The sequence below is a fragment of the Luteimonas vadosa genome, from assembly GCF_039543545.1.
In the GTDB taxonomy this organism is placed as follows: domain Bacteria; phylum Pseudomonadota; class Gammaproteobacteria; order Xanthomonadales; family Xanthomonadaceae; genus Luteimonas; species Luteimonas vadosa.
In genome coordinates this window covers 770,723-794,817 of record NZ_BAABJY010000001.1, presented here as the reverse complement: position 1 = coordinate 794,817, position 24,095 = coordinate 770,723, and the positions used below count along the sequence as shown (strand labels likewise).

Sequence of the window (24,095 nt, the reverse complement as noted above, 5' to 3'; positions counted from 1 at the left end):
AGCCGCCGACCTGGATCGATACGCGGTCGCGATCGCTAGAGTTCGCCGGACGCCCGCCAGACGTTTTCGCGGCCCACCCGCCGTTCCCATGCCCGGTACCTGGCCACGTATGGACGGGCATAGCCCGGCACGTCGTGCGCCGGCGGATCGCTGATGAAAAAGGGCATGCCTTCCTTGAACCAGGCAGGCGACCGTTCCCGTGCGTGCAGGCCAAGGTGCTGTGCCTGCAACATGTGGATGTACTCGTGCTCCACGATATGGGCGACCCATGATTCGGGCGGGAGGATCACCCCCCAGTCGAACAACGTCGCCCCCCGTTCCTTGCCGCCACCGAATGATCGGTAACAGCGCCGCGTCGAGCAGAACACCGTGAGGGGCGCTTGCCGCAGGGCACCGAGCTTGCGACCCACCGCTGCCATTGCTTGCAGTTGCAGCCTCCGGGCGCTGTCGAGCCGGGACGGATCCTCGACGCAGACACGGGCAACGCAGGTGACGCCGTTGAGCGTCGGCGCCAGGATCCTGACGGGCTTGAAAGTCGCCCAGGCCAATGCGGGGGCCGCGACCAGCACGGCGACCGCGAAACGACGCAACGTGGGAAACGATCGCTCAGCGCACCCGCACCACCAACGTCACTCCTGCTGCGGCGAGGATGTCCGCAAGCGCTCCGCCCTCGCCTAACGGCGCTGCGTCACCGCCGCGCCGGCAACCTGCTTCTTCAACTCCGCCAGGGCCGCCGCGATCGGCGCCTCGCCATCGAGCACGTCGCCGGCACGCGCGCCGGCGCGATCGTCCTCCTCGTCGCCGCGCAGGTGGCCGGGCAACAGCACTTCGGCGAATTCGCTGGCGGCGCTGGCATTGGCGTTTTCGGGTTTCAGCACGACATCGGGCTCGATGCCGCGCGCCTGGATCGACTTGCCGCTCGGGGTGTAATACCGCGCCGTGGTGAGCTTGACCGAATCGCCATTGTCCAGCGGCAACACCGTCTGCACCGAGCCCTTGCCGAAGGTCCGGCTCCCCACCACGCGCGCACGCTTGTTGTCGTGCAGCGCGCCCGCGAGCACCTCCGAGGCGCTGGCCGATCCGGCATCGACCAGGACCACCACCGGCGCGCCGGCGAGCCGGTCGCCAGGCGTCGCCGAAAACTCCGCCTCGCTGATCGGCGCGCGCCCGCGGGTGCTGACGATCTTGCCGCGTTCCAGCAGGTCGTCGGCGATCTGCACCGCGGAGGTCAGCAGGCCGCCCGGGTTGCTGCGCAGGTCCAGCACCAGGCCCTGCAGCTTGCCGCCCGCCTCGCGCTGCAAGCGGGCAAGCACCCGCTGGAAGTCGGCGGCGCTGTCGACCTGGAAGGCGGCGATGCGCACATAGCCGTAGCCGGGCTCCAGCATCCGCCCGCGCACGCTGGCGACGCGGATCGTCTGCCGCTGCACCTCGATGTCCAGGGGCTTGTCCGCGCCGTCGCGGAGGATGGTCAGGCGCACCGCCGTGCCGGGTTTCCCGCGCAGCGGGCCCGGGCCGTCGTTGTCGGACGGCACCAGCGGTTTGCCGTCAACCGCCACGATCGTGTCGCCGGCCTTGATGCCGGCCTTGTCGGCCGGGGTGTCGTCGATCGGCGCGATCACCCGCAACTTCCCGTCCGGCAATTGCATCACCTCGACGCCGATGCCGTCGTAGGCACCGGTGGTGCCTTCGTCGAAGGCCTCGGCATCGGGCCGTTCCAGGTAGGCGCTGTGCGGATCCAGGTCCAGGAGCAGGCCGCGGATCGCCGAATGCATCAGCGCCTTGTCGTCGACCGGATCCACGTAGGCCTCCCGGATCGCGTTGTAGACGCCGACGTAACGCCGGATCTCCTCCAGCGGCACTTTGGTGGTGGCGCTTTCGCTGGCATCGGGATCGTCGCTCGGCGCGACCTCGACCGCCTTCCCGCCTGGACCGGGCTCCCCGTCCTCCATCGCTGGCGGTTGCGCCGGCGGCGCCTCCTGGGCGTGCACCGCGGGCAACACCAGCAGGCTGGCGACAATCAGGGACAACAGGCGACGACGCATCGAGGACTCCAGTGGCGATCCCGGGAACAGCGAGCCGGGCCGCCGTGCGCGGCCAGGACAGCCGGATTATCGCGTGTCGCGGCGGTGAGATTTCGTTAAACGTTCCACGCGCCGGGCGCAGCCGCCCCGCGGGGACGGTCAACGCTGCTGCAGCCAGGTCTTCGGATCCACCGGCTGCCCGTTGCGGCGCAGCTCGAAATACAGGCCTGGCCTGCCCTGCCCGCCGGAATTGCCGACGCTGGCGAGGGTGTCGCCGCGCTTGACCGCGTCGCCCGCGCCCTTGAGCAGGGCGTCGTTGTGCGCGTACAGGCTCATGTAGCCGTTGCCGTGGTCGACGATCAGGATCATGCCGTAGCCGGTCATCCACTCGGAGAACACCACGGTGCCGTCGGCGACGGCCTTGACCGGTGTACCGGCCGCGGCGCCGATCAGCACGCCCGAACTCTTGCGGCCGTCGGGCATGCGACCGCCGTAGCCGGCGAGCAGGCTGCCCGACAACGGCCAGCCCAGCCCCCCGACCTGGATGGGCGCGGTCTTCGCCACCGTGACCGGCGGGGGCGCCTTGGCGCCACTGCCCGCCGCGGCACGCCTGCGCGCCGCTTCGGCGGCGGCCTTGCGTTCGGCCTCGGCCTTGGCCGCCGCGGCGCGGAGCTGCCTGAGCAGGCGTTCCAGGCCCTTCGCGTCCCGCCCCAGCGCCTGCTCGCGCGCGCGCCGGTCCTTGTAGCGCCCGTCGAGTTCGGCCACGGTCGCCGCGCGTGCCTTGCGGTCGCGTTCCAGTTCGGCGACCTGCTCGCGTTGGCGGGCCAGCGCCGCATCCAGCGCCGACTGTTCCGTGGCGATCTCGCGCTCCAGCGATTCCAGTTCGGCCAGTTCCGCGGTGAGCTCGGCGATGCGCCGGCTGCGCGCGCGCTGCAGGTAGCCATGGTAGGCAAGGGTCCGGTTCGCTTCCGCGACGCGGTCCTGCGCCAGCAGGAGTTTGAGCGGCGCATCGTCGCCGACGGTGTACGCGGCGCGCAGCAGGGCGGCCAGCTCGAGACGCTGGCCGGCGAGCGTGGCGTGCAGGCCGTCGCGCCGCGTGCGCAATGCCGCCAGCGCGTCGCGCTTGCGGGCCAGTTCGGCCTCGGTGGCCTTCAGTTCCCGGACGGTCTTGCCGACCTGTTCGTCGGCGGCACGCAGCTGGCGGCTGGCGTCGCCGCGCTGGCCCTCGAGCTTGCGGCGCTCCGCGGCGACATCGCGCAATTCGCGCTTGACGCGGTCGAGCTTGCGTTCGGTGTCCCGGCTGCCCTGCGCCCCGGCCGGGCCGGCCAGCAGGACCGCGATCGCGACCACCAGCAGGCAGCGGACGGGGGCGTGCGGCATCAGGCTTCCGCGAACAGGCTGCTGCCGCTCATCTCGCCGGGCTTCTCGACGCCAAGCAGGTCGAGGATGGTCGGCGCCAGGTCGCGCAGCGCACCGCCGCCGCGCAGCGTGCGATCACCGGTGCCGACGCTCACCAGCGGCACCGGACCGACGGTGTGCGAGGTATGCGGCGCCCCGGTGTCCGGGTCGCGCATCATCTCGACGTTGCCGTGGTCCGCGGTCACCAGCAGCACGCCGCCCTGCGCGCGCACCGCGGCATCGATCGCGCCGACGGCCTTGTCCACGGCCTCCACGGCCAGGATCGCCGCCTTCAGGTCACCGGTGTGGCCGACCATGTCGGGATTGGCGAGGTTGCAGATCACCACGTCGAACCGGCCGGATTCGATCGCCGCCACCAGCCTTTCCGTGACCTCGGGACAGCTCATCTCCGGCTGCAAATCGTAGGTGGCCACCTTCGGGCTCGGCACCAGGATGCGCTCCTCGCCGGGATAGACCTCCTCGCGCCCGCCGCTGAGGAAGAAGGTGACGTGGGCGTATTTCTCGGTCTCGGCGATGCGCAGCTGGGTCAGCCCCTGCGCGCCCAGCACCTCGCCGAGCGTGTTGCGCAGGTTGTCGGGCGCGAATGCGACCGGCGCGGGCAGGCGGGCGTCGTATTCCGTCAGGCAGACGTAGCGCGACAGGTCCGGGCGGCGCGCGTCGAAGCCGTCGAAACCCGGCGACACGAAGGCGGCGCTGAGCTGGCGCGCGCGGTCGGCGCGGAAGTTCATGAACACCACCGCGTCGCCGTCGCGCATCGGCGTGGCACCCTCGATCACCGTGGGCCGTACGAATTCGTCGTTCTCGTCGCGCGCGTAGGCCTCCGACAACGCCGCCAGCGCGTCGGGCGCGACGCGCTCAGAACGCGCCTCGACGATCGCATCCCAGGCCTGGCGCACGCGCTCCCAGCGGTGGTCGCGGTCCATCGCGTAGTAACGGCCGGAGACGCTGTGGATGCGGGCATTGCCGACCGCCTCGCACTTTGCCTGCAGCGTGCGCAGGCTGGGTTCGGCCGAACGCGGCGGCATGTCGCGGCCGTCGAGGAAGGCATGCACGGCCACCCGCGGCACGCCCGCGCCTGCGGCCAGCTCCAGCATCGCGAACAGGTGCGACTCATGGCTGTGCACGCCGCCGGGCGAAAGCAGGCCCATCAGGTGGAGGGTGCCGTCGTTCGCGATCGCCGCGTCGCAGGCGGCGCGGAGCTCGCCATTGTCGAAGAAGCTGCCGTCCTCGATCGCACTGTCGATCCGGGTCAGGTCCTGGTACACGACCCGGCCGGCGCCGATGTTCATGTGGCCAACCTCGGAATTCCCCATCTGGCCGTCCGGCAGGCCGACGTGGCGGCCTTCGGTGTGGACCAGGGTGTGGGGATGGTCCGCCAGCAGCCGCCGCCAATGGGGGACGTCGGCCATCGCGATGGCGTTGTCCTGTCCCTGCTCGCGGTGGCCCCAGCCATCGAGGATCAGCAGCACCACCGGCTTCGGGCGCGGGCTTGCGGCACGCTGGGGGGCTTCAGGCACGACGAGAGGACCAGTGACTTGAGACAGATGCGATTGTAGCGAGTCGCCGGCACACTGGTTTGCAACACCGTCCACGGCACCGCGTGCTCCCGGGCGGGCTAGTCGTCGCTGCAAGCCCGCGGCGCCCTCGCCGCGGCCGCCGTGTTCCCGCCATCTTCACGAACGAGGTCCCGCCATGTCCCGCATCCGCCGCTTCCATGCCTTGCCGCTCGCCCTGTCGCTCGGCCTCGCCTCCGCCTGTGCGCTTGCGTCAGGCCAGGACATCGACAAGATCAACGGCAGCATCACCGCCGAGGCCGGCCAGTCGTACGGCGAGCTGAGCACCGTCAACGGCAGCATCCGCCTGCGGGACGGTTCCCGGACGGGGAACGCCGACACCGTCAACGGCAGCATCCGCGGCGGCGACGATCTGCAGGCGGGCAGCCTGGAAACGGTCAACGGCAGCATCCGGCTCGGGCACCGCGCCAACGTCTCCGGCCACGTTGAAACCGTCAACGGCAGCATCTTCATCGACCGGGGCAGCCGCATCGGCGGCGACGTCGAGACCGTCAACGGCGGCATCGGCCTGGTGGCCACCGAAGTGGGCGGCAACCTCGAAACCGTCACCGGCGACGTCACCGTGGGCGTCGGTTCGCACGTGCGCGGCGGGCTCCGGGTATCCAAGCCGAGCCGGAGCTGGCTGCCGGTGAGCTTCAACCAGCGCACCCCCCGCATCGTGATCGGCCCCAACGCCGTGGTCGAGGGCGACCTGGTGTTCGAACGCGAGGTCGTACTGTACGTCCACAAGACCGCCCGGATCGGCGCGGTGACCGGCGCCACGCCGATCCCCTACGACACCCCGACCTCGCCCCGGGACTGAGGTGGCGGGAACCGTCGACGCGCTAGACTCGGCGATTCCACCGCACCCGCGAGGCTCCCCCATGCCAAGACACCTCCTGCTCTGCCTGCTCGCCGCCGCCACGCTGGCGGCCTGCAACCGCGAACAACCGGCCGCCGACGCGCCCCCGGCCGGCCAGGCCGCGGCGCCGGGCGCCGCGCATGCCTTCTCCCCGGAGATCACCGCCGGCGATTTCGCCGAGATGGTCAAGACGCTGTCGTCCGACGAATTCGGCGGCCGCGGGCCCGGCTCCCCGGGCGAGGACAGGACCGTCGAGTACATCCGCGCCCAGTACGAGCGCATCGGCCTGGAGCCCGGCGGCGAGAACGGCAGCTGGTACCAGACGGTGCCGATGGTCGAGACCACGGCCGACGAATCGACCGTGCTCAACCTGGAGGTCAAGGGCAAGTCGCACGCGCTCAAGTTCGGCCCCGACATGGTGATCGGTACGCGCAGCGGCCAGACCGAGGTCAAGGTCGACGGCAGCGAACTGGTGTTCGTCGGCTACGGCGTCAACGCGCCGGAACAGGGCTGGAACGATTACGCCGGCGTCGACGTCAAGGGCAAGACCGTGGTCATGCTGGTCAACGACCCGGGGTTCCACGCCGGTGACGAGTCGCTGTTCGAAGGCAAGCGCATGACCTATTACGGGCGCTGGACCTACAAGTACGACGAGGCCGCGCGCCAGGGCGCGCAGGCAGCAATCATCATCCACGACACCGAGGGCGCGTCCTACGGCTGGGACGTGGTGAAGAACTCCTGGTCGGGCGCCCAGTTCGACCTGCGCGCCGCGGACGACCCGGAGCCGCGCCTGCCGGCGCAGGGCTGGATCTCCCAGGAGGTCGCCAAGCAACTGTTCGCCGACGCCGGCATGGACCTGGCGCAGATGTACAAGGCGGCCAACCAGCGCGGCTTCAAGGCCGTGCCGATGGATGCGAAGGTCTCGTTCGACCTCAAGAGCACGGTGGCCGAGAAGTCGTCGCGCAACGTGGTGGGCGTGCTGCGCGGCAGTAGCAAGCCCGACGAGGCCATCGTCTACATGGCGCACTGGGACCACCTCGGCAACCATGCCCACGAGGGCGAGGCGGCCGACGGCGACGACCAGATCTACAACGGCGCGGTCGACAACGCCACCGGCGTGGCCGGCATCATCGAGATCGCCGCGAAGTTTGCCGGCAGCGAGCCCAAGCCGGCGCGTTCCCTGGTGTTCCTGGCGGTGACGCTGGAGGAATCCGGCCTGCTCGGCTCCAAGTACCACGTCGCCCACCCGACCTTCCCGCTGGACAAGACCGTCGCCGTGGTCAACCTCGACGCGATGAACGTCAATGGTGCGGCGCGCGACATGGTCGTGGTCGGCAAGGGCAGCTCCGAGCTGGAGGACATCCTCAAGACCTACACCGACGAGCAGCAGCGCACGCATGTCTCGGAGACCAACACCGCGGCGGGTTACTACTTCCGCTCCGACCACTTCAACTACGCCAAGGCCGGCGTGCCCGCGCTGTATGCCAAGGGCGGCGACGACCTGGTCGAGGGCGGCCGCGCCGCCGGCGAGGCCGCGGGCAAGGCCTACACCGAGTCGCGCTACCACAAGCCCGCCGACGAGTTCGATCCGAACTGGAACCTCGACGGCGTGGTGCAGGACCTGCAGGCCCTGTACGGTGTGGGCCGCACCCTGGCCGACGATGCCGACCGCTGGCCGAACTGGTACGAGGGCAATCCGTTCCGGGCGGCGCGCGAGGAGATGATGGCGGCCAAGCCCGCGGCCGCGCAGGCCGGAGCCGCCGCGACGCAATGATTCAATAGGACATCGATCGATCGAAGACGGCGCCCGGGTGGCGCCGTTTTCGTCCGTGGCGCCGATCTCGTCCATGCCGCCGCGGCTCGCGCCTTCCGCGATCGCCCTGGCGGACGCGCCATGCCGTAGGACCGGGCGGCTGCCACCGTTGCCGCCAGAGGAGGCGCGGCCGAGCGCAGCGCCGACGCCGCGGCTTTACCGGGCGCCCGACCTGCCGCAAGCTGCCCGCAACATCGTCCGGAGCATCGCCATGTCCACCGCCTACTGGTGCGTCCTGATCGCCGCCCTGTTGCCCTACGCGTGGGTCGCGTACGCCAAGGCTGGCCCGCGCTACGACAACCGGAATCCGCGCGCGTGGCTGGCGCGCCAGGAGAACCCCCGCAGCCAACGCGCCAATAACGCCCACCTCAATGCCTTCGAGGCCTTCGCGCCTTTCGCGGCGGGCGTGCTGATGGCACAGCTGGCCGGGGTCGACGCCGCGCGCATCGACCTGCTGGCGATGGCCTTCGTCGGTCTGCGCGTGCTCCACGGTGTGTTCTACATCGCCAACATCCACCTCATGCGCAGCCTGGTCTGGAGCGGGGCGCTGTTGTGCGTGGTGGCGTTGATGGTGCAGGCGGCGATGACGGTCGCCGGCTGAGCCGGCGCGAGAGCGTCGCAAACCCCGGGTTTTACCGCCGGCGGCGTCGAGCTTCGGTCCCACGCGCGCGGCCATGCGCCGCGCGGCCCGGTGATACCCGTCATCCGTCCGCCACCAGCCGCACCCGCGCGAAGTTGCGCTTGCCGACCTGCAGCACGCCCTCGAACCCGGGCTCGAACAGCTGCTGGCCATCCTCGACCACCGTGCCGTCGACGCGCACCGCGCGCTCCCTGAGCTTGCGGTTAGCTTCGGAATTGCTGGGGGTCAGGCCGGCGGCGGTCAGCAACGCGGCCACGCGCAGGCCTTCACCGGGAATCGCCACCTCCTGCAGCGGCAGCAGCGACGTATCGCCCTCGCCGCGCACCGCGGCATGCCAGCCGGCCACCGCGGTTTCGGCGGCGGCGGCATCGTGGAAGCGCGCGGCGAGTTCCCGCGCCAGGCGCAGTTTCACGTCGCGCGGATTGAGCGTGCCGCCGCTGACGTCGGCCCGCAGCCGGTCGGCCTCGTCGAGGCCGATCTCGAAACTCAGCAGCTCGATCCAGCGCCACATCAGGTCGTCGCCGATCTTCATCGTCTTGTTGACGATGTCGATCGCCGGTTCGTCGATGCCGATGTAGTTGCCCAGGGACTTGGACATCTTGTTGACGCCGTCCAGCCCCTCCAGCAGCGGCATCGTCAGCACCACTTGCGGCTTCTGCCCGTGGTGCTCCTGCAGGCCCCGCCCCATCAGCAGGTTGAACTTCTGGTCGGTGCCCCCGAGTTCGACGTCGGCCCGCAAGGCCACCGAGTCGTAGCCCTGCACCAGCGGATACAGGAACTCGTGGATCGCGATTGGCTGCTGCGTCGCGTGGCGCTTGGCGAAGTCGTCGCGCTCCAGCATCCGGGCCACGGTGTGCTGCCCGGCGAGGCGGACCATGTCCGCCGCGGTCATCTTGTCGAACCACTCGCTGTTGAAGCGCAGTTCGGTGCGGTCCCGGTCGAGCACCTTGAACACCTGGTCGGCATAGGTACGCGCATTGGCCTGCACTTCGTCCCGGGTGAGCGGCTTGCGCGTGGCGTTCTTGCCCGAGGGATCGCCGATCATCCCGGTGAAGTCCCCGATCAGGAAGATCACCGTGTGGCCGAGGTCCTGGAACTGCCGCATCTTGTTGAGCAGCACCGTATGCCCGATGTGCAGGTCGGGCGCGGTCGGGTCGAAGCCGGCCTTCACCCGCAGCGGCCGGCCCGAAGCCAGGCGGGCCGCCAGCTCCTCGACCTTGAGGATCTCGTCGGCGCCGCGCGCGAGGCCTTCGAGGACCCCAGCGGTGGCGGATGTCGGTTGCGAATTGTGATCTGGCACGTTGGAAATCCCGGGAATGTGGCGATGGTCGACCTGGTTCCGTGATCGGGTCGCCCTACGTTGTTAAACGGCGGTTAAACAAGTCGGGGCCGAAAAACCCGAGGCCCGACAGGGGTTTGACGCATCCATTTCATGTGCTTATGGTGTGCCCTTGACGCGATCGTCACGCCATGAGGGGGCCCCGCACATCATGACATCACCCGCATCGCCGGCGTCCGAACTCCCCCGCACCCAACGCGTCCGCCTGCACAACCTGCGCGAAGTCGCGCGCCAGGCGGCGATGCTGCCCCAGCACCTTCCCGCATCCTTCCAGCGCGACGCAAGCAGCGGCCGCTGGACCCGGCGCCAGTGGGCGCATGCGAGCCTGTTCGCGACCCTCGGTGCACTGCTGATGACGCTCGCACCGGGCTTCTCCACCGCCATGCAGGCCGAGGCCCGGATCCCGCTGACCACGATGTCGCTGGCGCTTCCGCCGCTGCCGAAGGCCGCCAGGCACGCCGATACCGTCGACAGCTGGCAGGTCGTGACCGTCGAGAAGGGCCAGACCCTCGGCGCGATCTTCGCCGGCCTGGACATCCCCGCCGCCACCATGCACCGGCTGCTGGAGCATCCCGGCGCGAAGGCCGCGCTGACCCGGCTCAGCCCCGGCATGCAGATCGCCTTCGACCTGCCGCTGGACGCCCGCGGCAAGCCCGGCGCGCTGCGGGCCCTGCGCTACGACCGCGGCGACACCGAACGCGTCGTGCTGCAGCTGGCGGGCGACACGATCACCGAGGAAGTCATCCAGCGCCCGGTCGAGGTCCGCACCGCCGTGATCAGCGGCAAGGTCGGCAAGTCGCTGTTCCACTCGGCGCGCAAGCTCGGCCTGTCCGGCAGCAACATCAACGCGCTGACCGACGAGATCTTCAAGTACGACATCGACTTCAATTCCGACGTGGCCGCGACCGACCGCTTCAGCGTCGTCGTCGAGCAGACCTTCCGCGAAGGCGAGCTGATCAAGAGCGGCCCGGTGCTCGCCGCCACCTTCACCGCCAAGGGCAAGCCGTACAGCGGCTTCCGGTTCGAGCGCAACGGCAAGGCCGAATACTTCAACGGCGAAGGCCGCCCGCTGAAGAAGAGCTTCATCCGCATGCCGATCCCGTACGCCCGCCTGAGCTCGCGCTTCGGCGCGCGCCGCCATCCGGTGCTGGGCAAGCTGCGCATGCACAAGGGCGTGGACTACGCCGCGGGGACCGGCACCCCGATCATGGCGGCCGGTGACGCGCGGGTGGCCTTCATGGGCTGGAAGGGCGGGTACGGCCGCGCGGTGATCCTGGAGCACGGCCGCGGCTACACCACCCTGTACGCGCACATGTCCGCCTTCGGCAAGATCAAGCAGGGCCAGCGCATCAGCCAGGGCACGGTCATCGGCCGCGTCGGCAGCACCGGCCTGGCCACCGGCCCGCACCTGCATTACGAATTCCGCATCAACGGCGTGCATCGCAACCCGCTGGCGCACACCATGCCGCCGCCCGAGCCGCTCAGCGGCGCCCAGCTGGCGGCGTTCCGCGCCCAGACCGAGCCGGCGCTGGCGCGGATCCGCACGGTCGAGGACGTAGTCTTCGCCGAGGTTCCGGCCGAGCCGACGGACAGCCGTGTCGCGGTCTCCGGCAAGGACGGCAAGTCGTCCGCCAAGGGCTGACTCGGCACACGGACAAAACGGAGCGGCGGCATCAGCAGGCCCTGATTGCCGCCGTCCTCTTTTTGCCGCCCCTACAATGCCGCCATGGCCGACGCCGACCTCTACCTTGGCCTGATCTCGGGCACCAGCGCCGACGGCATCGACGCCGCCATCGTGCGATTCGACGACGCGCACCGCCCCGCCCTGGTCTTCGGCGGCACCTACGGCTGGGACCCGGCCCTGCGCGCGCGGCTGGTCGCGCTGGGGCAGGAGGACGCCCGCCTGGGCCTGGACGACTTCGGTGAACTCGACGTGGCCGTCGGCCGCGCCTTCGCCGACGCCGCGTTGCATGCGCTGGCCGATGCCGGCATCGCCACCGGCGCGGTGGCCGCCATCGGCTCGCACGGGCAGACCCTGCGCCATCGCCCGAGGGGCCGGCGTGGCGATGGCGAACTGCCGTTCACCCTGCAGATCGGCGACCCCGGCACCATCGCCGAGCGCACCGGCATCGCCACGGTCGCCGACTTCCGCCGCCGCGACGTCGCCGCGGGCGGACACGGTGCGCCGCTGTTGCCCGCCCTGCATGCGGCGCTGCTGCACGACGCCGGCGAGGATCGCGCGGTGCTCAACCTCGGCGGCATCGCCAACCTCACCCTGCTGCCGGCGCGCGGGGCGGTCCGCGGATTCGACACCGGCCCCGCCAACGGACTGATGGACGCGTGGTGCCTGGCCCACACCGGCGAAGCGTTCGACCGCGACGGCGCCTTCGCCCGCAGCGGCCGGGCCGATGACGACCTGCTCGCGCGCCTGCTCGACGAGCCCTGGTTCGACCTGCCGCCCCCCAAGTCCACCGGCCGCGACCAGTTCCACGTGGAATGGGTCAGGGACCACCTGGCCGGCGACCTCGCGCCGTGCGACGTGCAGGCCACCCTGCTGGCGCTCACCGTGCGCACCGTCACCGCGGCGCTGGGCGCGACCCAGGCCTCGACCCGCCGGGTGATCGCCTGCGGCGGCGGCGTGCACAATCCGGCATTGATGGAAGCGCTGGGCGATGCGTTGTCCGCGTCGCTCGCCGGCTGCGTGCTCGACTCCAGCGCCGCGCACGGGCTGGACCCGGACCATGTCGAGTCGATGGGATTCGCGTGGCTCGCGCATGCCCACGTGCATGGGCTGCCCGGCAACCTGCCCGACGTCACCGGCGCCGCCGGGCCGCGCGTGCTGGGCGGGCTCTATCCCGCCTGAGCGGGCGCGCGCGCGGGGCGAAGCCATTCCGCCGAGCGCTGGCCCGCCACGCCATGCGGAACGCCTACGGGTCGCCGCCCTCGCGACCCACCCTGCCGATCAAGGCGTAGCCTTCGTCGTCCTCGACCTGCTCCATGGCCGAGATCGCCGCCTTGAGCGCATCCTCCTCGGACGCATCGAAACTGAGCGCACCGCCATCCTCGTAGGCGTACAGCCCCTGCTCGAGCAGGTGGAGCAAGGTCTTGGGGACCGTCCAGCCGCGCTTCTCCGCGACCCGCTTGATGCGTTCGGCCAGGACGCCGTCGATGTCCTTGAGCACGATGTCGGTCAAGCCGGACCTCCCTGCACTGACACGATGCGACGCAGTCTAGCCCGGTGCAGGGCCGGCTGGAGTGATCTTCCGCGGCACCGGGGCCCGGCGCCACAACCAGATGCACAGCAGCACGGCCGGTATCCCGACCAGGGCCGTCGCGGTGAAGAACAGCGCGTAACCCTCCAGCAGGGTCCGTCCCAGGGCCAGTTGCTCGACCCACACGCCGGAGAACCCCTTCAGGACCTTGCCCGCCAGGGCATAGAACGAACTGAGCAAGGCGTATTGCGTCGCGGTATACCCGGCGCTGGTGAGGCTGGACATGTAGCCAATCAGGGCCACCCCGGCGTAGCCGCTGCAGAAGTTGTCGATCACCATGGCGGCGCTGAAGACGCCGGTGTCCGAGCCGTGCAGCGCCAGGTAGGCGAAGGCCAGGTTGGAACCCGGCCCCAGCACCGCGCCCGCCAGCAGCGTGGGCATGAAGCCGAACCGCACCGCGGAAATCCCCGCGGCGGCGATGCCCAGGATCGTGGCCACCAGGCCGATCGAGCCGCGCACCGCACCCACGGTCTCCTTGTCGATCCCGAGGTCGGCATAGAAGGGATTGGCCATCGGCCCCAAAAGAAAATCCGGCAGGCGGTAGAGGCTGATCGCCAGCAGCATCACCAGCGCGAAGCGGCCATGGCTCTGGAAGAACCGCACGAACGGGCCGAGCACCGCGTCGTACAGGCCCCGCGCGGTCCACAGCCCCGTCTGCTGCTGTGCCGCCGCCAGGCTGGCCGCCGGCTCCCGGGCCATGGCGACCGCGACCATGCCGACGCCCATGAGCACCGCCATCCACCCGTACGACACCGCCCAGCCGATGTAGGCGGCGGCGATGAGGATCAGCGAATCGGTCACCAGCAACGCGCCCCTGTAGCCGAGCGTGGCCGTGGAAGTGAGCAACCCCTGTTGCTCGTCGTTGCTCGCCGACTCGATGCGCCAGGCATCGATGACGATGTCCTGGGTGGCCGAGGCGAAGGCGACGACCAGGGCCAGACCGCCAAAGACCAGCAGCCGGTCGAGCGCGATGCCACCGACGCTCACCAGATCCTCCCTGGGCTCGACCAGCGCCATGCCCAACAGCGCCGCCGCCACCACGGCCTGTGACAGCAGCATCCAGCCGCGTCGCCGGCCCAGCCAGCGGCCCAGTACCGGCGCATCGACCTTGTCGACCAGCGGTGCCCACAGGAACTTCAGCGAATACGCCAGGCCGACCCAGGACAGGAAGCCGATGGTCGACAGCTCGATGTCGTTCTCGCGCATCCAGAACCCGAGCGTGTTGCCGACCAGGTAGATCGGGATGCCCGAGCTGAAGCCCAGCAACAGCATCGCCAGCACCTTGCGCTGCCGCAGGTTGGCCAGCACATAGCGCCAGCCGTGGCGCGGGACGGCGTCGTCGGCGACCGGATCCTGCGCCGCGCTCACAGGGCGTAGTCCACGGCGAAGGGGGCGTGGTCGGAAAACCGGGGCTCGCGGTGGATCGCGCAGCCGCGTAGCTTGTCGCGCAGCGACGGCGTGACCAGCTGGTAATCGATCCGCCACCCGACGTTTTTGGCGCGCGCCGCGCCGCGGTTGCTCCACCAGGTGTAGTCCCGGCCTGCCGGGTGGAGCGCGCGATAGGCATCGACCCAGCCGCCTGCGCACGCCGCGGTGCCGTCGCTGCCGCCGTCCTCGCCGATCAGCCCGTTGAGCCAACCGCGTTCGGGCGGCAGGCAGCCGGAGTTCTTCTGGTTGGATTTCCAGTTGCGGATGTCGAGTTCGCTACGCACGATGTTCCAGTCCCCGCACAGCACGTAATGACGGCCGCTGGCCAGCCACTGGTCCAGCTGCGGCTTGAGCCATTCCATCACCTCGAACTTGTAGCCCTGGCGCAGGTCGCCCGAGCTGCCCGACGGAATGTAGAAGGACACCACGCTGAGGTCGCCGAACCGGGCCTCGATGTAACGGCCCTCCTCGTCGAACGTGTCGCGCCCCAGCGCGGTGCGAACCTCGTCCGGCTCGCGCCGGCTGTAGATCGCCACGCCGCTGTAGCCCTTGCGGGTGGTGGCGTCGCGGAAACGGACCTGGTAACCGGGCGGACGGAAGGCCTCGCCCGCCAGCTGGTGCTTCTGGGCCTTGGTCTCCTGCACGCACAGGACGTCGGCATCCTGGCCAGCGAACCAATCGAAGAAGCCCTTGCTCGCGGCGGACCGGATGCCGTTGGCATTGAAGCTGATGATGCGCATGTGGGAGGGGAATCGTGCGTGCCGGGAGGGTGCAGACTAACGGATTCCGCGCGCAGGGCGCCTCCCCGGCAGGCGCTGTCCGCCCCGGCTATGCTCGGCGGATGACCAGCGTCCTGGACCTGCGGGTCGTGCCCGTCGCGCCGTCCCAGCGCGGGGCCATCCGCGCGCTGCGGTTGGCGCCCGGCCAGGCCGACTACGTCGGCGACATCGGCCTCAACCTCGACAGCGCCGAATCCGATCCGGACAGCGAGGCCATGGCGATCCTCGCCGACGGGGTCGTGGTCGGCTTCTACCGCCTCGACCACCGGCCTACCGCCGTCAGCCGCCGCCGGCTCGACGGTCGCTGCGCGGTGCTGCGGGCCCTGGTGATCGACCAGGACTGGCAGGGCCGTGGGCTGGCGCGGCAGGTGCTCTTGTCCTGCTGCAACGATCTGGCCCGGCGCCATCCTGCGTGCCGGTTGCTGGCACTCAACGTCGATTGCCGCAACACGGCCGCCGCGCGTGCCTACCGCGGCGCCGGCTTCGTGGATAGCGGCGAATTGCACGCCGGGGGTCGGGCGGGTCCGCAGCGGCTGCTGCTGCGCGCCGTCGGCGCCTGATCCATCCGGCCGGCGGAATCGGCGCGGCGCGCATGGCAGAATCCTCCGCATGTCGGATCATCGCCAGCGGTTCCTCGAGCTCGCCCTGCAGGCCGACGCGTTGTGCTTCGGCGAATTCACCCTCAAGTCCGGCCGCACCAGCCCCTACTTCTTCAATGCCGGCCGCTTCGACCGCGGCGCGGCGCTGGCGACGCTGGCCGCGTGCTATGCCGACGCCATCGAAGCGGCCGGCGTCGACTTCGACCTGTTGTTCGGACCTGCCTACAAGGGCATCCCGCTGGCCACCGCGCTGGCCTGCGAGTTCGCGCGCCGCGGCCGCGACCTCCCGGTGGCCTTCAACCGCAAGGAAGCCAAGTCCCACGGCGAAGGCGGCTCGCTGATCGGCGCCGACCTGGCCGGCCGGCGCGTGCTGGTCGTGGACGACGTCATCACCGCGGGCACGGCGATCCGCGAGGCCCTTGCGCTGATCGACGGCGGCGGAGGCACGCCCGCGGGCATCGCGATCGCCCTCGATCGCCAGGAGATGCTCGGCGAGGGCGGTCCCGGCACGGCGCGCCGTTCGGCGGCGCAGGCCGTGGCCGCGGAGCACGCGATCCCGGTCGTCGCCATCGCGTCGCTGGACGACCTGCTCGCGCTCGCCGGCGGCAGCGCCGCGCTGGCCGCGGAGCGTGACCGGCTTCTCGCCTACCGCCGCCGTTACGGCGTAGACTCGGGGTCACCGTGACCGCGCCAAGCTCGCACGCGGCATCGAGACGCAACGACCGGCCGGGGGGCGGGTGCCATGAACAACCGTAGCGTGATCCTGGTCGCCTGCGCGCTGCTGGCGATGCTGCCGACCGCGGCCGAGGCGCAGAACAAGCCCGCCGGCAAGAAGTTGTATTGCTGGGCCGAGAATGGCGTCCAGGTCTGCGGCGACACGCTGCCGCCTTCCGCGGTCGACCGTGCGCGGACCGAGATCAATTCAACCAGCGGGCTTCGGACCGGGTCAGTGGATCGCGCGCTGACGGGCGAGGAGCGCGCGGCAGCCGCACAGGCCGCCGAGGAGGCCCGGCTGGCCGCCGATGCCGAGGCCGCGCGGCGGCGCCGCGACCTGGCGATGATCGAATCCTATGCCACCGAGGCCGACCTGCGCCGCGCCTACAACGAACGCATCGTCCTCAACGATGAATCGGTCAAGACGCTGCGCATGGGCATCGACAACCTGCGCCAGAGCCTGCTGTCCTTGCTGCGCCAGGCCGCGGAAACCGAACTGCAGGCCCAGCCGGTGCGCAAGCCGCTGGCCGACAGGATCGTGGGCCAGCACACCGAACTCGTGCGCCTGCAGGCGATGCTGCGCAAGCAGCTGCAGGATCGCGCCGAACTCGGCAACGATCTTGACCAGGCGCTGCAGCGCTACCGCGAGATGAAGACGCCCAGCCAAGGTTGAGCGCGAGGCGCCCCGCAACGCGGGGCCCACCCGGCGCCGCACTCGCCGCCCGTCCAAACGGAAACGCGGCACGCCCGCTCGACGCGGGCGACCAGCGACGCCGCGACGGCTGCCGTCAGAACGGCAGCTTCAGGCCCGGATCGAGCGCCAGCATCTGGCCGCGGAACTCGTCCTGGATGCGCGCCAACGCCTCCTCGCTGTCGGCGTCGAAGCGCATCACCAGCACGGGCGTGGTGTTCGACGCCCGCACCAGCCCCCAGCCGTCGCTCCAGTCCACGCGCATGCCGTCGATCGTGGATGGCCGCGCGCCGTCCTCGAACCTGGCGCGCTCGACGAAGCGCTTGACGAAGGCGTGCGGATCGCCATTGGGCGCTTCGACCTTGAGCTCCGGCGTCGACACGCCATTGGGCAGCGCCTCGAGCACTTCGCCCGGCGACTCGGGGCGCCCGGCGAGGATCTCCAGCAGGCGAGCGGCGGCGTAGATGCCGTCGTCGAAGCCGTACCAGCGCTCGCCGAAGAAGAAATGGCCGCTCATCTCGCCAGCCAGCTCGGCGCCGGTCTCGCGCATCTTTGCCTTGATCAGCGAATGCCCGGTCTTCCACATCAGCGGGCTGCCGCCATGGCGCAGGATGTGCCCCGGGAGCCGGCCCGTGCACTTCACGTCGTAGAGGATGACCGCGCCCGGGTTGCGCTCCAGCACGTCGGCCGCGAACAGCATCAGCAGGCGGTCGGCGAAGATGTTCTCGCCGGTGCGCGTCACCACCCCGAGGCGATCGCCGTCGCCGTCGAAGGCGATCCCCAGGTCGGCGTCGAAACGCGTGACCATGTTGATCAGGTCCTGCAGGTTGGCGGGATCGCTGGGGTCGGGATGGTGGTTCGGGAACGTCCCGTCCACCTCGCAGTACAGCGGCTCGACATCGGCGCCGATCGCCGCCAGGACACGCGGCGCGATCTCGCCCGCGGCGCCGTTGCCTGCATCCACGACCACCTTGAGGCGACGGTCGATCTGCACGTCCGAGGCGATGCGCTCGACGTAGTCGTCGGCGATGTCGCGCACCGACAGCGACCCAGGCTCGTCGGCGGTGTGCAGGCGGTCCTCGGCGATGCGGGCATGCAGGTCGACGATCGCATCCCCCGAAAGCGTCTCGCCCCCGACCACGACCTTGAAGCCGTTGTAGTCGGGCGGATTGTGGCTGCCGGTCACCGAGACGCAGCAGCCCGCGCGCAGGAAGTAGGCACCAAAATAGACCAGCGGCGTCGGCGCCATGCCGATGTCCACGACGTTGCGGCCTGCCTTGCGCAGGCCCTGGATCAGGCCGGCGGCCATCTCCGGGCCCGACAGGCGCCCATCGCGCCCCACGACGATGTCGTTGAGGCCCTTGTCGGCCATCAGCGATCCGATCGCGTGCCCGACCAGTTCGGCAACGCCCCGGTCGAGCGTCTGGCCGACGATGCCGCGGATGTCGTAGGCGCGGAAGATGCCGCGGTCGATGCGCACGGGCGCGGGCGCAGGCGCTTGCGGCACCACCACCTTGTGCGCGACTGGTGCTGCTTCCGGTGGCGTCTCGATGACGGACTGCTGCAGGGTCGGTGACGCCGCGGTCTCCCCGACGCCCTCTGCCGGCGCCCTGGCCGTGCGCGGCGCCCGCCACAGCAGGAATGCCAGCACCAGCAGGAGGGCGGAGATGCCGAACAACGGGATCGCGTCCAGCGAGAACGGGGCCGCGACTGGCGTGGGCATCGCCGCGGCCACCCGCAGGCCGGTTCCCGGCACGGGAATGGCCCGACGCTCCGCGACCTCGGCCAATGCCGCGTTGCCGCGCTCGGCAATGGTGAAGCCGCCTTGGCGAAGGGCCAGGAACGTCCGTTCGTCCAGCGAGACCGCGTCGATCCCCGCGGTGGCGCGAGCGATCGGGAGGCGCGCCAGGGCGACGCCGACGATTTCGCCGCCCGCGCGCGCCGGTGCTGCGATGGCGAGCTTGGGCGCGCCTGCATCGCGGATCACCCAGGAAACGGCCGAACGGGAGGCCAGCGCCGATTCGGCGACCGCGATCCGCCCGAACCCTGCCGCGGGCAGGCCCGCATAGGCGGCGGCGAGATCCGTTGGCAGCACCACGACCTCCTCGGCCTGCCGCCAGCCGCGGCCCAGCGCGGCACTGGCCGCTGCCAGGTTGCCGGCCGCCAGTGCCGATTGCACCGGAGCCGAGGCCAGCTCGCGCTCAAGGTGATCAAGCTCCTTCTGGAGCGTCTTGCTGGTCATCGCGGCGATCGAGTCGCGATTCTGCTCCAGCGAACTGCGCCGGGCTTCGCCCTGCATCTGGCTCCAGCCGCTCCAGGCCATCCATACGGACAGCAGCGCAGCCACCACGGCCAGGATCGGCAGCGCGGGACGGATTTGCGCCATCCACTGGCGCGGGTTGCTCGTATCTTGCTCGGTCATTGCCGTGTTCCCCTGTCAGCGCATGCCGGTATGGCCGAACCCGCCTTCCCCTCGGGCGCTGTCGGCGAAAGTATCCACTACTTGCAGGGTGGCGCGCACGATCGGCAACACCACCAGTTGCGCGATGCGGTCCCCGGGTTCGATCGTGTAGGTCGCCTTGCCGCGGTTCCAGGCGCTGATCATCAACGGCCCCTGGTAATCGGCATCGATCAGGCCGGTGCCGTTGCCCAGCACGATGCCATGCTTGTGCCCCAGCCCCGAACGCGGCAGCACCACCGCGCAAAGCGTCGGGTCGGCGAGGTGGATCGCCAGCCCCGTGGGCACCAGCGCGGCGTCGCCGGGCGCGAGCGCGACAGGTGCATCGACCGCGGCGCGCAGGTCCAGCCCGGCGCTCGCCGCGGTGGCGTAGGCGGGAAGTGGCCACACCTCGCCGAAGCGCACGTCCAGTACCTTGACCTCGAGCGTGCGGTTCATGCCGTCATCCGCTCGCGCACGACGTCCAGCAGCGCCTCGGCCACCATCGCCTTCGGCGCGGGCCCGATGCGGCGCTCGCCGCCGGCCCAGAGCACCGCCAACTCGTTGTCGTCCCCCTCGAACCCCGCCCCCGCCGCGCCGACGCGGTTGGCAGCGATCAGGTCGATGCCCTTGGCCTCCAGCTTGCGGCGCGCGTTGCCCACCACGTCGTCGGTCTCCGCCGCGAACCCGACCACCAGCCGCGGACGCAGCGCATGCCGCGCCACCGTGGCGAGCACGTCGTCGGTGCGGACCAGGTCCAGCACGCGACTTTCGGCATCTTCGGGGGATTTCTTGATCTTGCCGGCAGCGACCGTGCGCGGGGTGAAGTCCGCCACGGCGGCGGCGCCGACGTAGGCATCGGCCGGCAGGGCAGCGAGCACGGCGGCATGCAGCTGCGCCGCAGAGCGCACGTCGACCCGGGTCACGCCCTGCGGCGTCGGCAAGGCCACAGGCCCGGCCACCAGGACCACCTCCGCGCCACGCCGGGCCGCGGCCCGCGCGATCGCGAAGCCCATCTTGCCGCTGCTGCGGTTGCCCAGGTAGCGCACCGGGTCCAGGTCCTCGTAGGTCGGTCCGGCACTGACCACGATGCGCAGGCCGGCGAAATCGCCCGGTGCGACCGTCCCCGCCAGCGCGGCGACGATCTCCAGCGGCTCGCTGAGGCGTCCCGGGCCGGATTCGCCTTCGGCCAACGGTCCGTCCGCGGGGCCGACGACCTGCACGCCGCGCGACTGCAGCAAGGCGATGTTGGCTTGCGTCGCGGGATGCAGCCACATGCGGTGGTTCATCGCCGGCGCCACCGTGATCGGCGCGGTCGTGGCCAGGCACAGGGTGCTGACCAGGTCGTCCGCCAGGCCGTGCGCCAGCCGCGCGAGCGTATCGGCCGTCGCCGGGGCGACCACGATGCGATCGGCCCAGCGGGCGAGCTCGATGTGCCCCATCGCCGCCTCGGCGGCGGCGTCCCAGAGCGAGCTTCGCACCGGCTCGCCGGACACGGCCTGGAAGCTGGCGGCACCGACGAAACGCTGGGCGTTGTCGGTCATCGCCACGCGCACCTCGGCGCCCGCCTCGCGCAGCCTGCGCACCAGGTCGACCGCCTTGTAGGCGGCGATCCCGCCACAGACGCACAGCAGGATGCGCTGGCCGTGCAGCTTGTGCGCCGCGTCGCTCACGGGTCGGAAAATTCCTACGGCAAATCGGGGAAACAGCTTACCCGAAGGCGTCATGCAGACTGAGGGCGCAGGTCACGATCGGGGACCAAGCTGGCGAGCATGGACATTGCCCCGATCCCCTTGCCCGCTGCCCCCCGGCCTCACGCGGACCAGACCCCGGACCCGCACGCCGCCTGCCCGGCCCACCCCGGCGCTGGTCGTGCCCCCAGCCACATCCGCGATTGGCCCGCCGCCGAACGTCCCCGCGAAAAGCTGCTGGCCCGCGGCGCGCCGGTCCTGTCCGACGCCGAGCTGCTGGCGATCTTCCTGGGCTCGGGGCTGCGCGGCCTGGACGCGGTGGCGACCGCCCGCAACCTGCTGGCCCTGCACGGCCCACTGCGCTGCCTGCTGGAACGCCCCCCGGCCGAGCTGGCCGATCTGCCCGGCCTCGGCCCTGCCCGCGCCTGCCAGTTGTCCGCCGCGCTGGAGCTCTGCAATCGATACCTGGCCGCCGGGCTCGAACGCGGCGAGGCGCTGACCGATCCGCAGTCCGCGGGACGCTATTTCACGCAACGCCTGCGCGGCCATCCCAACGAAGTCTTCGCGGCACTGTTCCTCGACTCCCGCCATCGCGCCCTGGCGTTCGAGGAGCTGTTCCGCGGCACGGTCGATGGCGCCGAGGTCCACCCGCGCGAGGTGGTCCGCCGCGCCCTGGCCTACAACGCCGCGGCGGTGATCGTCGGCCACAACCACCCCAGCGGCAATGCCGAGCCCAGCGCCGCCGACCGCGCAGTCACCGCGCGCCTGAAACAGGCCCTGGCGCTGGTCGACGTCCGCCTGCTCGACCACTTCGTCGTCGGTGACGGCGCCCCGATGTCGCTGGCGGCCCGGGGTTGGGTCTGAACGCTGCTGCAAGCACGACCGACCGCGTCTGAAGTGCAAGGAAAGATGTGTCCGCGACGGCGCCTTGCCCGCGCCGAGTCCACGGCACGGCGTGCGTCCTGCGCCACGACGCGGGTCTGCGCGGACGGCGCTCGCGTACAATGGCGGCCGCTCAAGACGTCGCAGACTTCTCCGTGAATCCCCCTCCCAGCGCCCCGCCGCGCGACGTGGTCCGAACGCTGGTCAGCCAGGGCATCGCCGGCCTGCGCGCCGCGGGCACCCTGCCCGCCGATGCCACCCTGGCGGACTTCGTGGTCGAACGACCGAAGGATCGCAGCCACGGCGACTTTTCCAGCAACGCGGCCATGCTGCTGGCCAAGGCGGCGCGCACCAACCCGCGCGCCATCGCCCAGGCCCTGGTCCAGGCATTGCCCGCCAGCGACGACATCGCCCAGGTCGAGATCGCAGGGCCCGGCTTCCTCAACTTCCGCCTGTCGCCCGCGGCATGGCAGCGCGCCTTGCGCGAGGTCCACGCGCAAGGCGGTCGCTACGGCCGCAACGAGGATGGCGGCGGCCGTATGGCCGGCGTCGAATACGTGTCGGCCAATCCCACCGGACCGCTGCATGTCGGCCATGGCCGCGCCGCGGTCATCGGCGACTGCATCGCCCGCGTGCTGGCCGCCAATGGCTGGGACGTGCGCCGCGAGTTCTACTACAACGACGCCGGGGTGCAGATCGAGAACTTGGCGCTTTCCGTGCAGGCCCGTGCCAAGGGGCTGTCGCCGCAAGACTCCGGCTGGCCGGAGGACGGCTATCGGGGCGACTACATCGCCGATGTCGCCCGTGCCTACCTCGACGGCGCCTCGGTGGAGAGCGACTGCCGGACCGTGACCGGCAGCGGCGACATCGACGACCTCGATGCGATCCGCCGCTTCTCCGTGGCGTGGCTGCGCCGGGAGCAGAACGCGGACCTGGCCGCGTTCGGCGTCGCCTTCGACGTGTACTTTCTGGAAAGCTCGCTGTACGACGAGGGCCGGGTCGAGGAGACCGTGCGCGAGCTGGTCGCCCACGGCCATACCTACGAGGATGGCGGCGCGCTGTGGCTGCGCACCACCGATTACGGCGACGACAAGGACCGCGTGATGCGCAAGTCCGACGGCACCTATACCTATTTCGTGCCGGACGTCGCCTACCACCGCAGCAAGTGGCAGCGCGGCTACCAGCGCGCGATCACCGAGCTGGGCGCCGACCACCACGGTTCGCTGGCGCGCGTCCGCGCGGGCTTGCAGGCGCTGGACGCCGGCATCCCCGAGGGTTACCCGGAGTACGTGCTGCACCAGATGGTCACCGTGATGCGCGGCGGCGAGGAAGTGAAGCTGTCCAAGCGCGCCGGCAGCTACCTGACGCTGCGCGAATTGATCGACGAGGCCGGAAGCGACGCCACGCGCTGGTTCCTGGTCGCGCGCAAGCCGGAGTCGCAGCTGGTGTTCGACATCGACCTGGCGCGCTCGCAGTCGCTGGACAATCCCGTCTACTACGTGCAGCTCTCGCACGCACGCATCTGCGGACTGCTGCGCCAGCTCGGCGAACGCGGCTTGTCCTTCGACCTGGAGGCCGGGCTCACGCAGCCACTGGAACTCGACGGCGACTCCTCCGCCAGCCGCGCCACGCGCAACCTGCTGATCGACCTGTCGCGGTGGCCGGAGATCGTCGCGGTCGCCGGCCAGCAACTGGAGCCCCACCTGCTGGCGACGTACCTGCTGGAACTGGCGCAGGCCTTCCAGAGCTACTACAACGACCACCAGTTCCTGGTCGACGACGACGCCACCCGCAACGCGCGCGTGGCGCTGGCGCTGGCGGTGCGCCAAGTGCTGGCGAACGGGCTGGACCTGCTCGGCGTGTCCGCGCCGGAGGCGATGTAGCGTCGCCATCGCGTGCCGCGTCCCGAACGCTGGGGACCGTCCGCCGATTGGCATAAACTCACGGATATCCGC

General features: G+C 70.7%; 21 protein-coding genes. 10 read left to right on the top strand and 11 right to left on the bottom strand.

What is annotated here, in order from left to right:
- Positions 1 to 35 precede the first annotated feature (35 nt).
- The 4 genes from ABD970_RS03645 to gpmI form a co-directional block, all read right to left on the bottom strand.
- On the bottom strand, positions 36 to 590 hold the full coding sequence (locus ABD970_RS03645; RefSeq protein WP_345294132.1) for a hypothetical protein: 555 nt from the start codon (positions 588 to 590) through the stop codon (positions 36 to 38).
- Between the two features lie 84 nt (positions 591 to 674).
- On the bottom strand, positions 675 to 1,949 hold the full coding sequence (locus ABD970_RS03640; protein ID WP_345294553.1) for a S41 family peptidase: 1,275 nt from the start codon (positions 1,947 to 1,949) through the stop codon (positions 675 to 677).
- Positions 1,950 to 2,180: 231 nt separating this feature from the next.
- Positions 2,181 to 3,401, bottom strand: coding sequence for a murein hydrolase activator EnvC family protein (locus ABD970_RS03635; protein ID WP_345294131.1), 1,221 nt, complete (start codon positions 3,399 to 3,401; stop codon positions 2,181 to 2,183).
- Positions 3,401 to 4,957 (bottom strand): 2,3-bisphosphoglycerate-independent phosphoglycerate mutase, encoded by a 1,557-nt coding sequence (gene gpmI / locus ABD970_RS03630; RefSeq protein WP_345294130.1) that lies wholly within the window; start codon positions 4,955 to 4,957, stop codon positions 3,401 to 3,403. Before gpmI ends, ABD970_RS03635 begins: the two co-directional genes overlap by 1 nt.
- A gap of 175 nt (positions 4,958 to 5,132) precedes the next feature.
- On the opposite strand from gpmI, the gene ABD970_RS03625 reads away from it, so the two are divergent.
- The 3 genes from ABD970_RS03625 (at position 5,133) to ABD970_RS03615 (ending at position 8,269) form a co-directional block, all read left to right on the top strand.
- Positions 5,133 to 5,816 (top strand): DUF4097 family beta strand repeat-containing protein, encoded by a 684-nt coding sequence (locus ABD970_RS03625; RefSeq protein WP_345294129.1) that lies wholly within the window; start codon positions 5,133 to 5,135, stop codon positions 5,814 to 5,816.
- Between the two features lie 61 nt (positions 5,817 to 5,877).
- Positions 5,878 to 7,629 (top strand): M28 family metallopeptidase, encoded by a 1,752-nt coding sequence (locus tag ABD970_RS03620; protein ID WP_345294128.1) that lies wholly within the window; start codon positions 5,878 to 5,880, stop codon positions 7,627 to 7,629.
- Between the two features lie 250 nt (positions 7,630 to 7,879).
- Positions 7,880 to 8,269 (top strand): MAPEG family protein, encoded by a 390-nt coding sequence (locus ABD970_RS03615; protein WP_345294127.1) that lies wholly within the window; start codon positions 7,880 to 7,882, stop codon positions 8,267 to 8,269.
- A gap of 100 nt (positions 8,270 to 8,369) precedes the next feature.
- Here ABD970_RS03615 and tyrS read toward each other — a convergent pair whose 3' ends face one another.
- Positions 8,370 to 9,608 carry a tyrosine--tRNA ligase gene (gene tyrS / locus ABD970_RS03610; protein ID WP_345294126.1) on the bottom strand — a complete coding sequence of 413 codons (1,239 nt, stop codon included), beginning with the start codon at positions 9,606 to 9,608 and terminating at the stop codon, positions 8,370 to 8,372.
- 190 nt (positions 9,609 to 9,798) lie between these two features.
- On the opposite strand from tyrS, the gene ABD970_RS03605 reads away from it, so the two are divergent.
- The gene (locus tag ABD970_RS03605) at positions 9,799 to 11,289 is read left to right on the top strand and encodes a peptidoglycan DD-metalloendopeptidase family protein (RefSeq protein WP_425563034.1); all 1,491 of its coding nucleotides are present in this window, start codon (positions 9,799 to 9,801) and stop codon (positions 11,287 to 11,289) included.
- Positions 11,290 to 11,373: 84 nt separating this feature from the next.
- Entirely contained in the window at positions 11,374 to 12,510 is a 1,137-nt protein-coding gene (locus ABD970_RS03600; protein WP_345294125.1) for an anhydro-N-acetylmuramic acid kinase, read from the top strand.
- A gap of 64 nt (positions 12,511 to 12,574) precedes the next feature.
- On the opposite strand, the gene ABD970_RS03595 is transcribed toward ABD970_RS03600, so the two are convergent.
- Genes ABD970_RS03595 through ABD970_RS03585 form a run of 3 tightly spaced genes read right to left on the bottom strand, consistent with a single transcriptional unit; the run spans position 12,575 to position 15,087 of the window.
- Complete coding sequence (locus ABD970_RS03595) at positions 12,575 to 12,841, bottom strand: hypothetical protein (RefSeq protein ID WP_345294124.1); 267 nt, start codon at positions 12,839 to 12,841, stop codon at positions 12,575 to 12,577.
- Positions 12,842 to 12,877: 36 nt separating this feature from the next.
- Positions 12,878 to 14,287, bottom strand: coding sequence for an AmpG family muropeptide MFS transporter (locus tag ABD970_RS03590; protein ID WP_345294123.1), 1,410 nt, complete (start codon positions 14,285 to 14,287; stop codon positions 12,878 to 12,880).
- Entirely contained in the window at positions 14,284 to 15,087 is an 804-nt protein-coding gene (locus tag ABD970_RS03585) for an exodeoxyribonuclease III (RefSeq protein WP_345294122.1), read from the bottom strand. The genes ABD970_RS03590 and ABD970_RS03585 overlap by 4 nt, the downstream gene beginning before the upstream one ends.
- Before the next feature lie 101 nt (positions 15,088 to 15,188).
- On the opposite strand from ABD970_RS03585, the gene ABD970_RS03580 reads away from it, so the two are divergent.
- From ABD970_RS03580 to ABD970_RS03570, 3 genes are read left to right on the top strand one after another with little or no spacing between them, the layout of a single operon-like run.
- Complete coding sequence (locus ABD970_RS03580) at positions 15,189 to 15,686, top strand: GNAT family N-acetyltransferase (protein WP_345294121.1); 498 nt, start codon at positions 15,189 to 15,191, stop codon at positions 15,684 to 15,686.
- Positions 15,687 to 15,735: 49 nt separating this feature from the next.
- Entirely contained in the window at positions 15,736 to 16,410 is a 675-nt protein-coding gene (gene pyrE / locus ABD970_RS03575) for an orotate phosphoribosyltransferase (RefSeq protein ID WP_345294120.1), read from the top strand.
- Between the two features lie 57 nt (positions 16,411 to 16,467).
- Complete coding sequence (locus tag ABD970_RS03570; protein ID WP_345294119.1) at positions 16,468 to 17,112, top strand: hypothetical protein; 645 nt, start codon at positions 16,468 to 16,470, stop codon at positions 17,110 to 17,112.
- A gap of 115 nt (positions 17,113 to 17,227) precedes the next feature.
- Here the strand turns inward: ABD970_RS03570 and ABD970_RS03565 are convergent, their stop codons facing one another.
- The 3 genes from ABD970_RS03565 to coaBC are packed head-to-tail and all read right to left on the bottom strand — an operon-like array spanning position 17,228 to position 21,294.
- Positions 17,228 to 19,552, bottom strand: coding sequence for a phosphomannomutase/phosphoglucomutase (locus tag ABD970_RS03565; protein WP_345294118.1), 2,325 nt, complete (start codon positions 19,550 to 19,552; stop codon positions 17,228 to 17,230).
- 15 nt (positions 19,553 to 19,567) lie between these two features.
- Positions 19,568 to 20,026 (bottom strand): dUTP diphosphatase, encoded by a 459-nt coding sequence (gene dut, locus ABD970_RS03560; protein ID WP_345294117.1) that lies wholly within the window; start codon positions 20,024 to 20,026, stop codon positions 19,568 to 19,570.
- A complete protein-coding gene (coaBC, locus tag ABD970_RS03555; RefSeq protein WP_425563033.1) occupies positions 20,023 to 21,294 on the bottom strand; it encodes a bifunctional phosphopantothenoylcysteine decarboxylase/phosphopantothenate--cysteine ligase CoaBC in 1,272 nt (423 codons plus the stop codon). The genes dut and coaBC overlap by 4 nt, the downstream gene beginning before the upstream one ends.
- Before the next feature lie 45 nt (positions 21,295 to 21,339).
- On the opposite strand from coaBC, the gene radC reads away from it, so the two are divergent.
- Positions 21,340 to 22,122, top strand: coding sequence for a RadC family protein (radC, locus tag ABD970_RS03550; protein ID WP_345294115.1), 783 nt, complete (start codon positions 21,340 to 21,342; stop codon positions 22,120 to 22,122).
- 140 nt (positions 22,123 to 22,262) lie between these two features.
- Positions 22,263 to 24,023, top strand: a complete 1,761-nt coding sequence (gene argS / locus ABD970_RS03545; RefSeq protein ID WP_425563032.1) for an arginine--tRNA ligase — start codon at positions 22,263 to 22,265, stop codon at positions 24,021 to 24,023.
- Positions 24,024 to 24,095 lie beyond the last annotated feature (72 nt).

Excerpts from the sequence above, each read along its gene's own strand:
- ABD970_RS03640 (WP_345294553.1), bottom strand. The coding sequence starts at position 1,949 with ATGGAGGACGGGGAGCCCGGTCCAGGCGGGAAGGCGGTCGAGGTCGCG.
- ABD970_RS03635 (WP_345294131.1), bottom strand. The coding sequence starts at position 3,401 with ATGCCGCACGCCCCCGTCCGCTGCCTGCTGGTGGTCGCGATCGCGGTC.
- ABD970_RS03625 (WP_345294129.1), top strand. The coding sequence starts at position 5,133 with ATGTCCCGCATCCGCCGCTTCCATGCCTTGCCGCTCGCCCTGTCGCTC.
- ABD970_RS03620 (WP_345294128.1), top strand. The coding sequence starts at position 5,878 with ATGCCAAGACACCTCCTGCTCTGCCTGCTCGCCGCCGCCACGCTGGCG.
- ABD970_RS03615 (WP_345294127.1), top strand. The coding sequence starts at position 7,880 with ATGTCCACCGCCTACTGGTGCGTCCTGATCGCCGCCCTGTTGCCCTAC.
- ABD970_RS03605 (WP_425563034.1), top strand. The coding sequence starts at position 9,799 with ATGACATCACCCGCATCGCCGGCGTCCGAACTCCCCCGCACCCAACGC.
- ABD970_RS03600 (WP_345294125.1), top strand. The coding sequence starts at position 11,374 with ATGGCCGACGCCGACCTCTACCTTGGCCTGATCTCGGGCACCAGCGCC.
- ABD970_RS03585 (WP_345294122.1), bottom strand. The coding sequence starts at position 15,087 with ATGCGCATCATCAGCTTCAATGCCAACGGCATCCGGTCCGCCGCGAGC.
- ABD970_RS03580 (WP_345294121.1), top strand. The coding sequence starts at position 15,189 with ATGACCAGCGTCCTGGACCTGCGGGTCGTGCCCGTCGCGCCGTCCCAG.
- pyrE (WP_345294120.1), top strand. The coding sequence starts at position 15,736 with ATGTCGGATCATCGCCAGCGGTTCCTCGAGCTCGCCCTGCAGGCCGAC.
- ABD970_RS03570 (WP_345294119.1), top strand. The coding sequence starts at position 16,468 with ATGAACAACCGTAGCGTGATCCTGGTCGCCTGCGCGCTGCTGGCGATG.
- ABD970_RS03565 (WP_345294118.1), bottom strand. The coding sequence starts at position 19,552 with ATGACCGAGCAAGATACGAGCAACCCGCGCCAGTGGATGGCGCAAATC.
- dut (WP_345294117.1), bottom strand. The coding sequence starts at position 20,026 with ATGAACCGCACGCTCGAGGTCAAGGTACTGGACGTGCGCTTCGGCGAG.
- coaBC (WP_425563033.1), bottom strand. The coding sequence starts at position 21,294 with ATGACGCCTTCGGGTAAGCTGTTTCCCCGATTTGCCGTAGGAATTTTC.
- radC (WP_345294115.1), top strand. The coding sequence starts at position 21,340 with ATGGACATTGCCCCGATCCCCTTGCCCGCTGCCCCCCGGCCTCACGCG.
- argS (WP_425563032.1), top strand. The coding sequence starts at position 22,263 with ATGGCGGCCGCTCAAGACGTCGCAGACTTCTCCGTGAATCCCCCTCCC.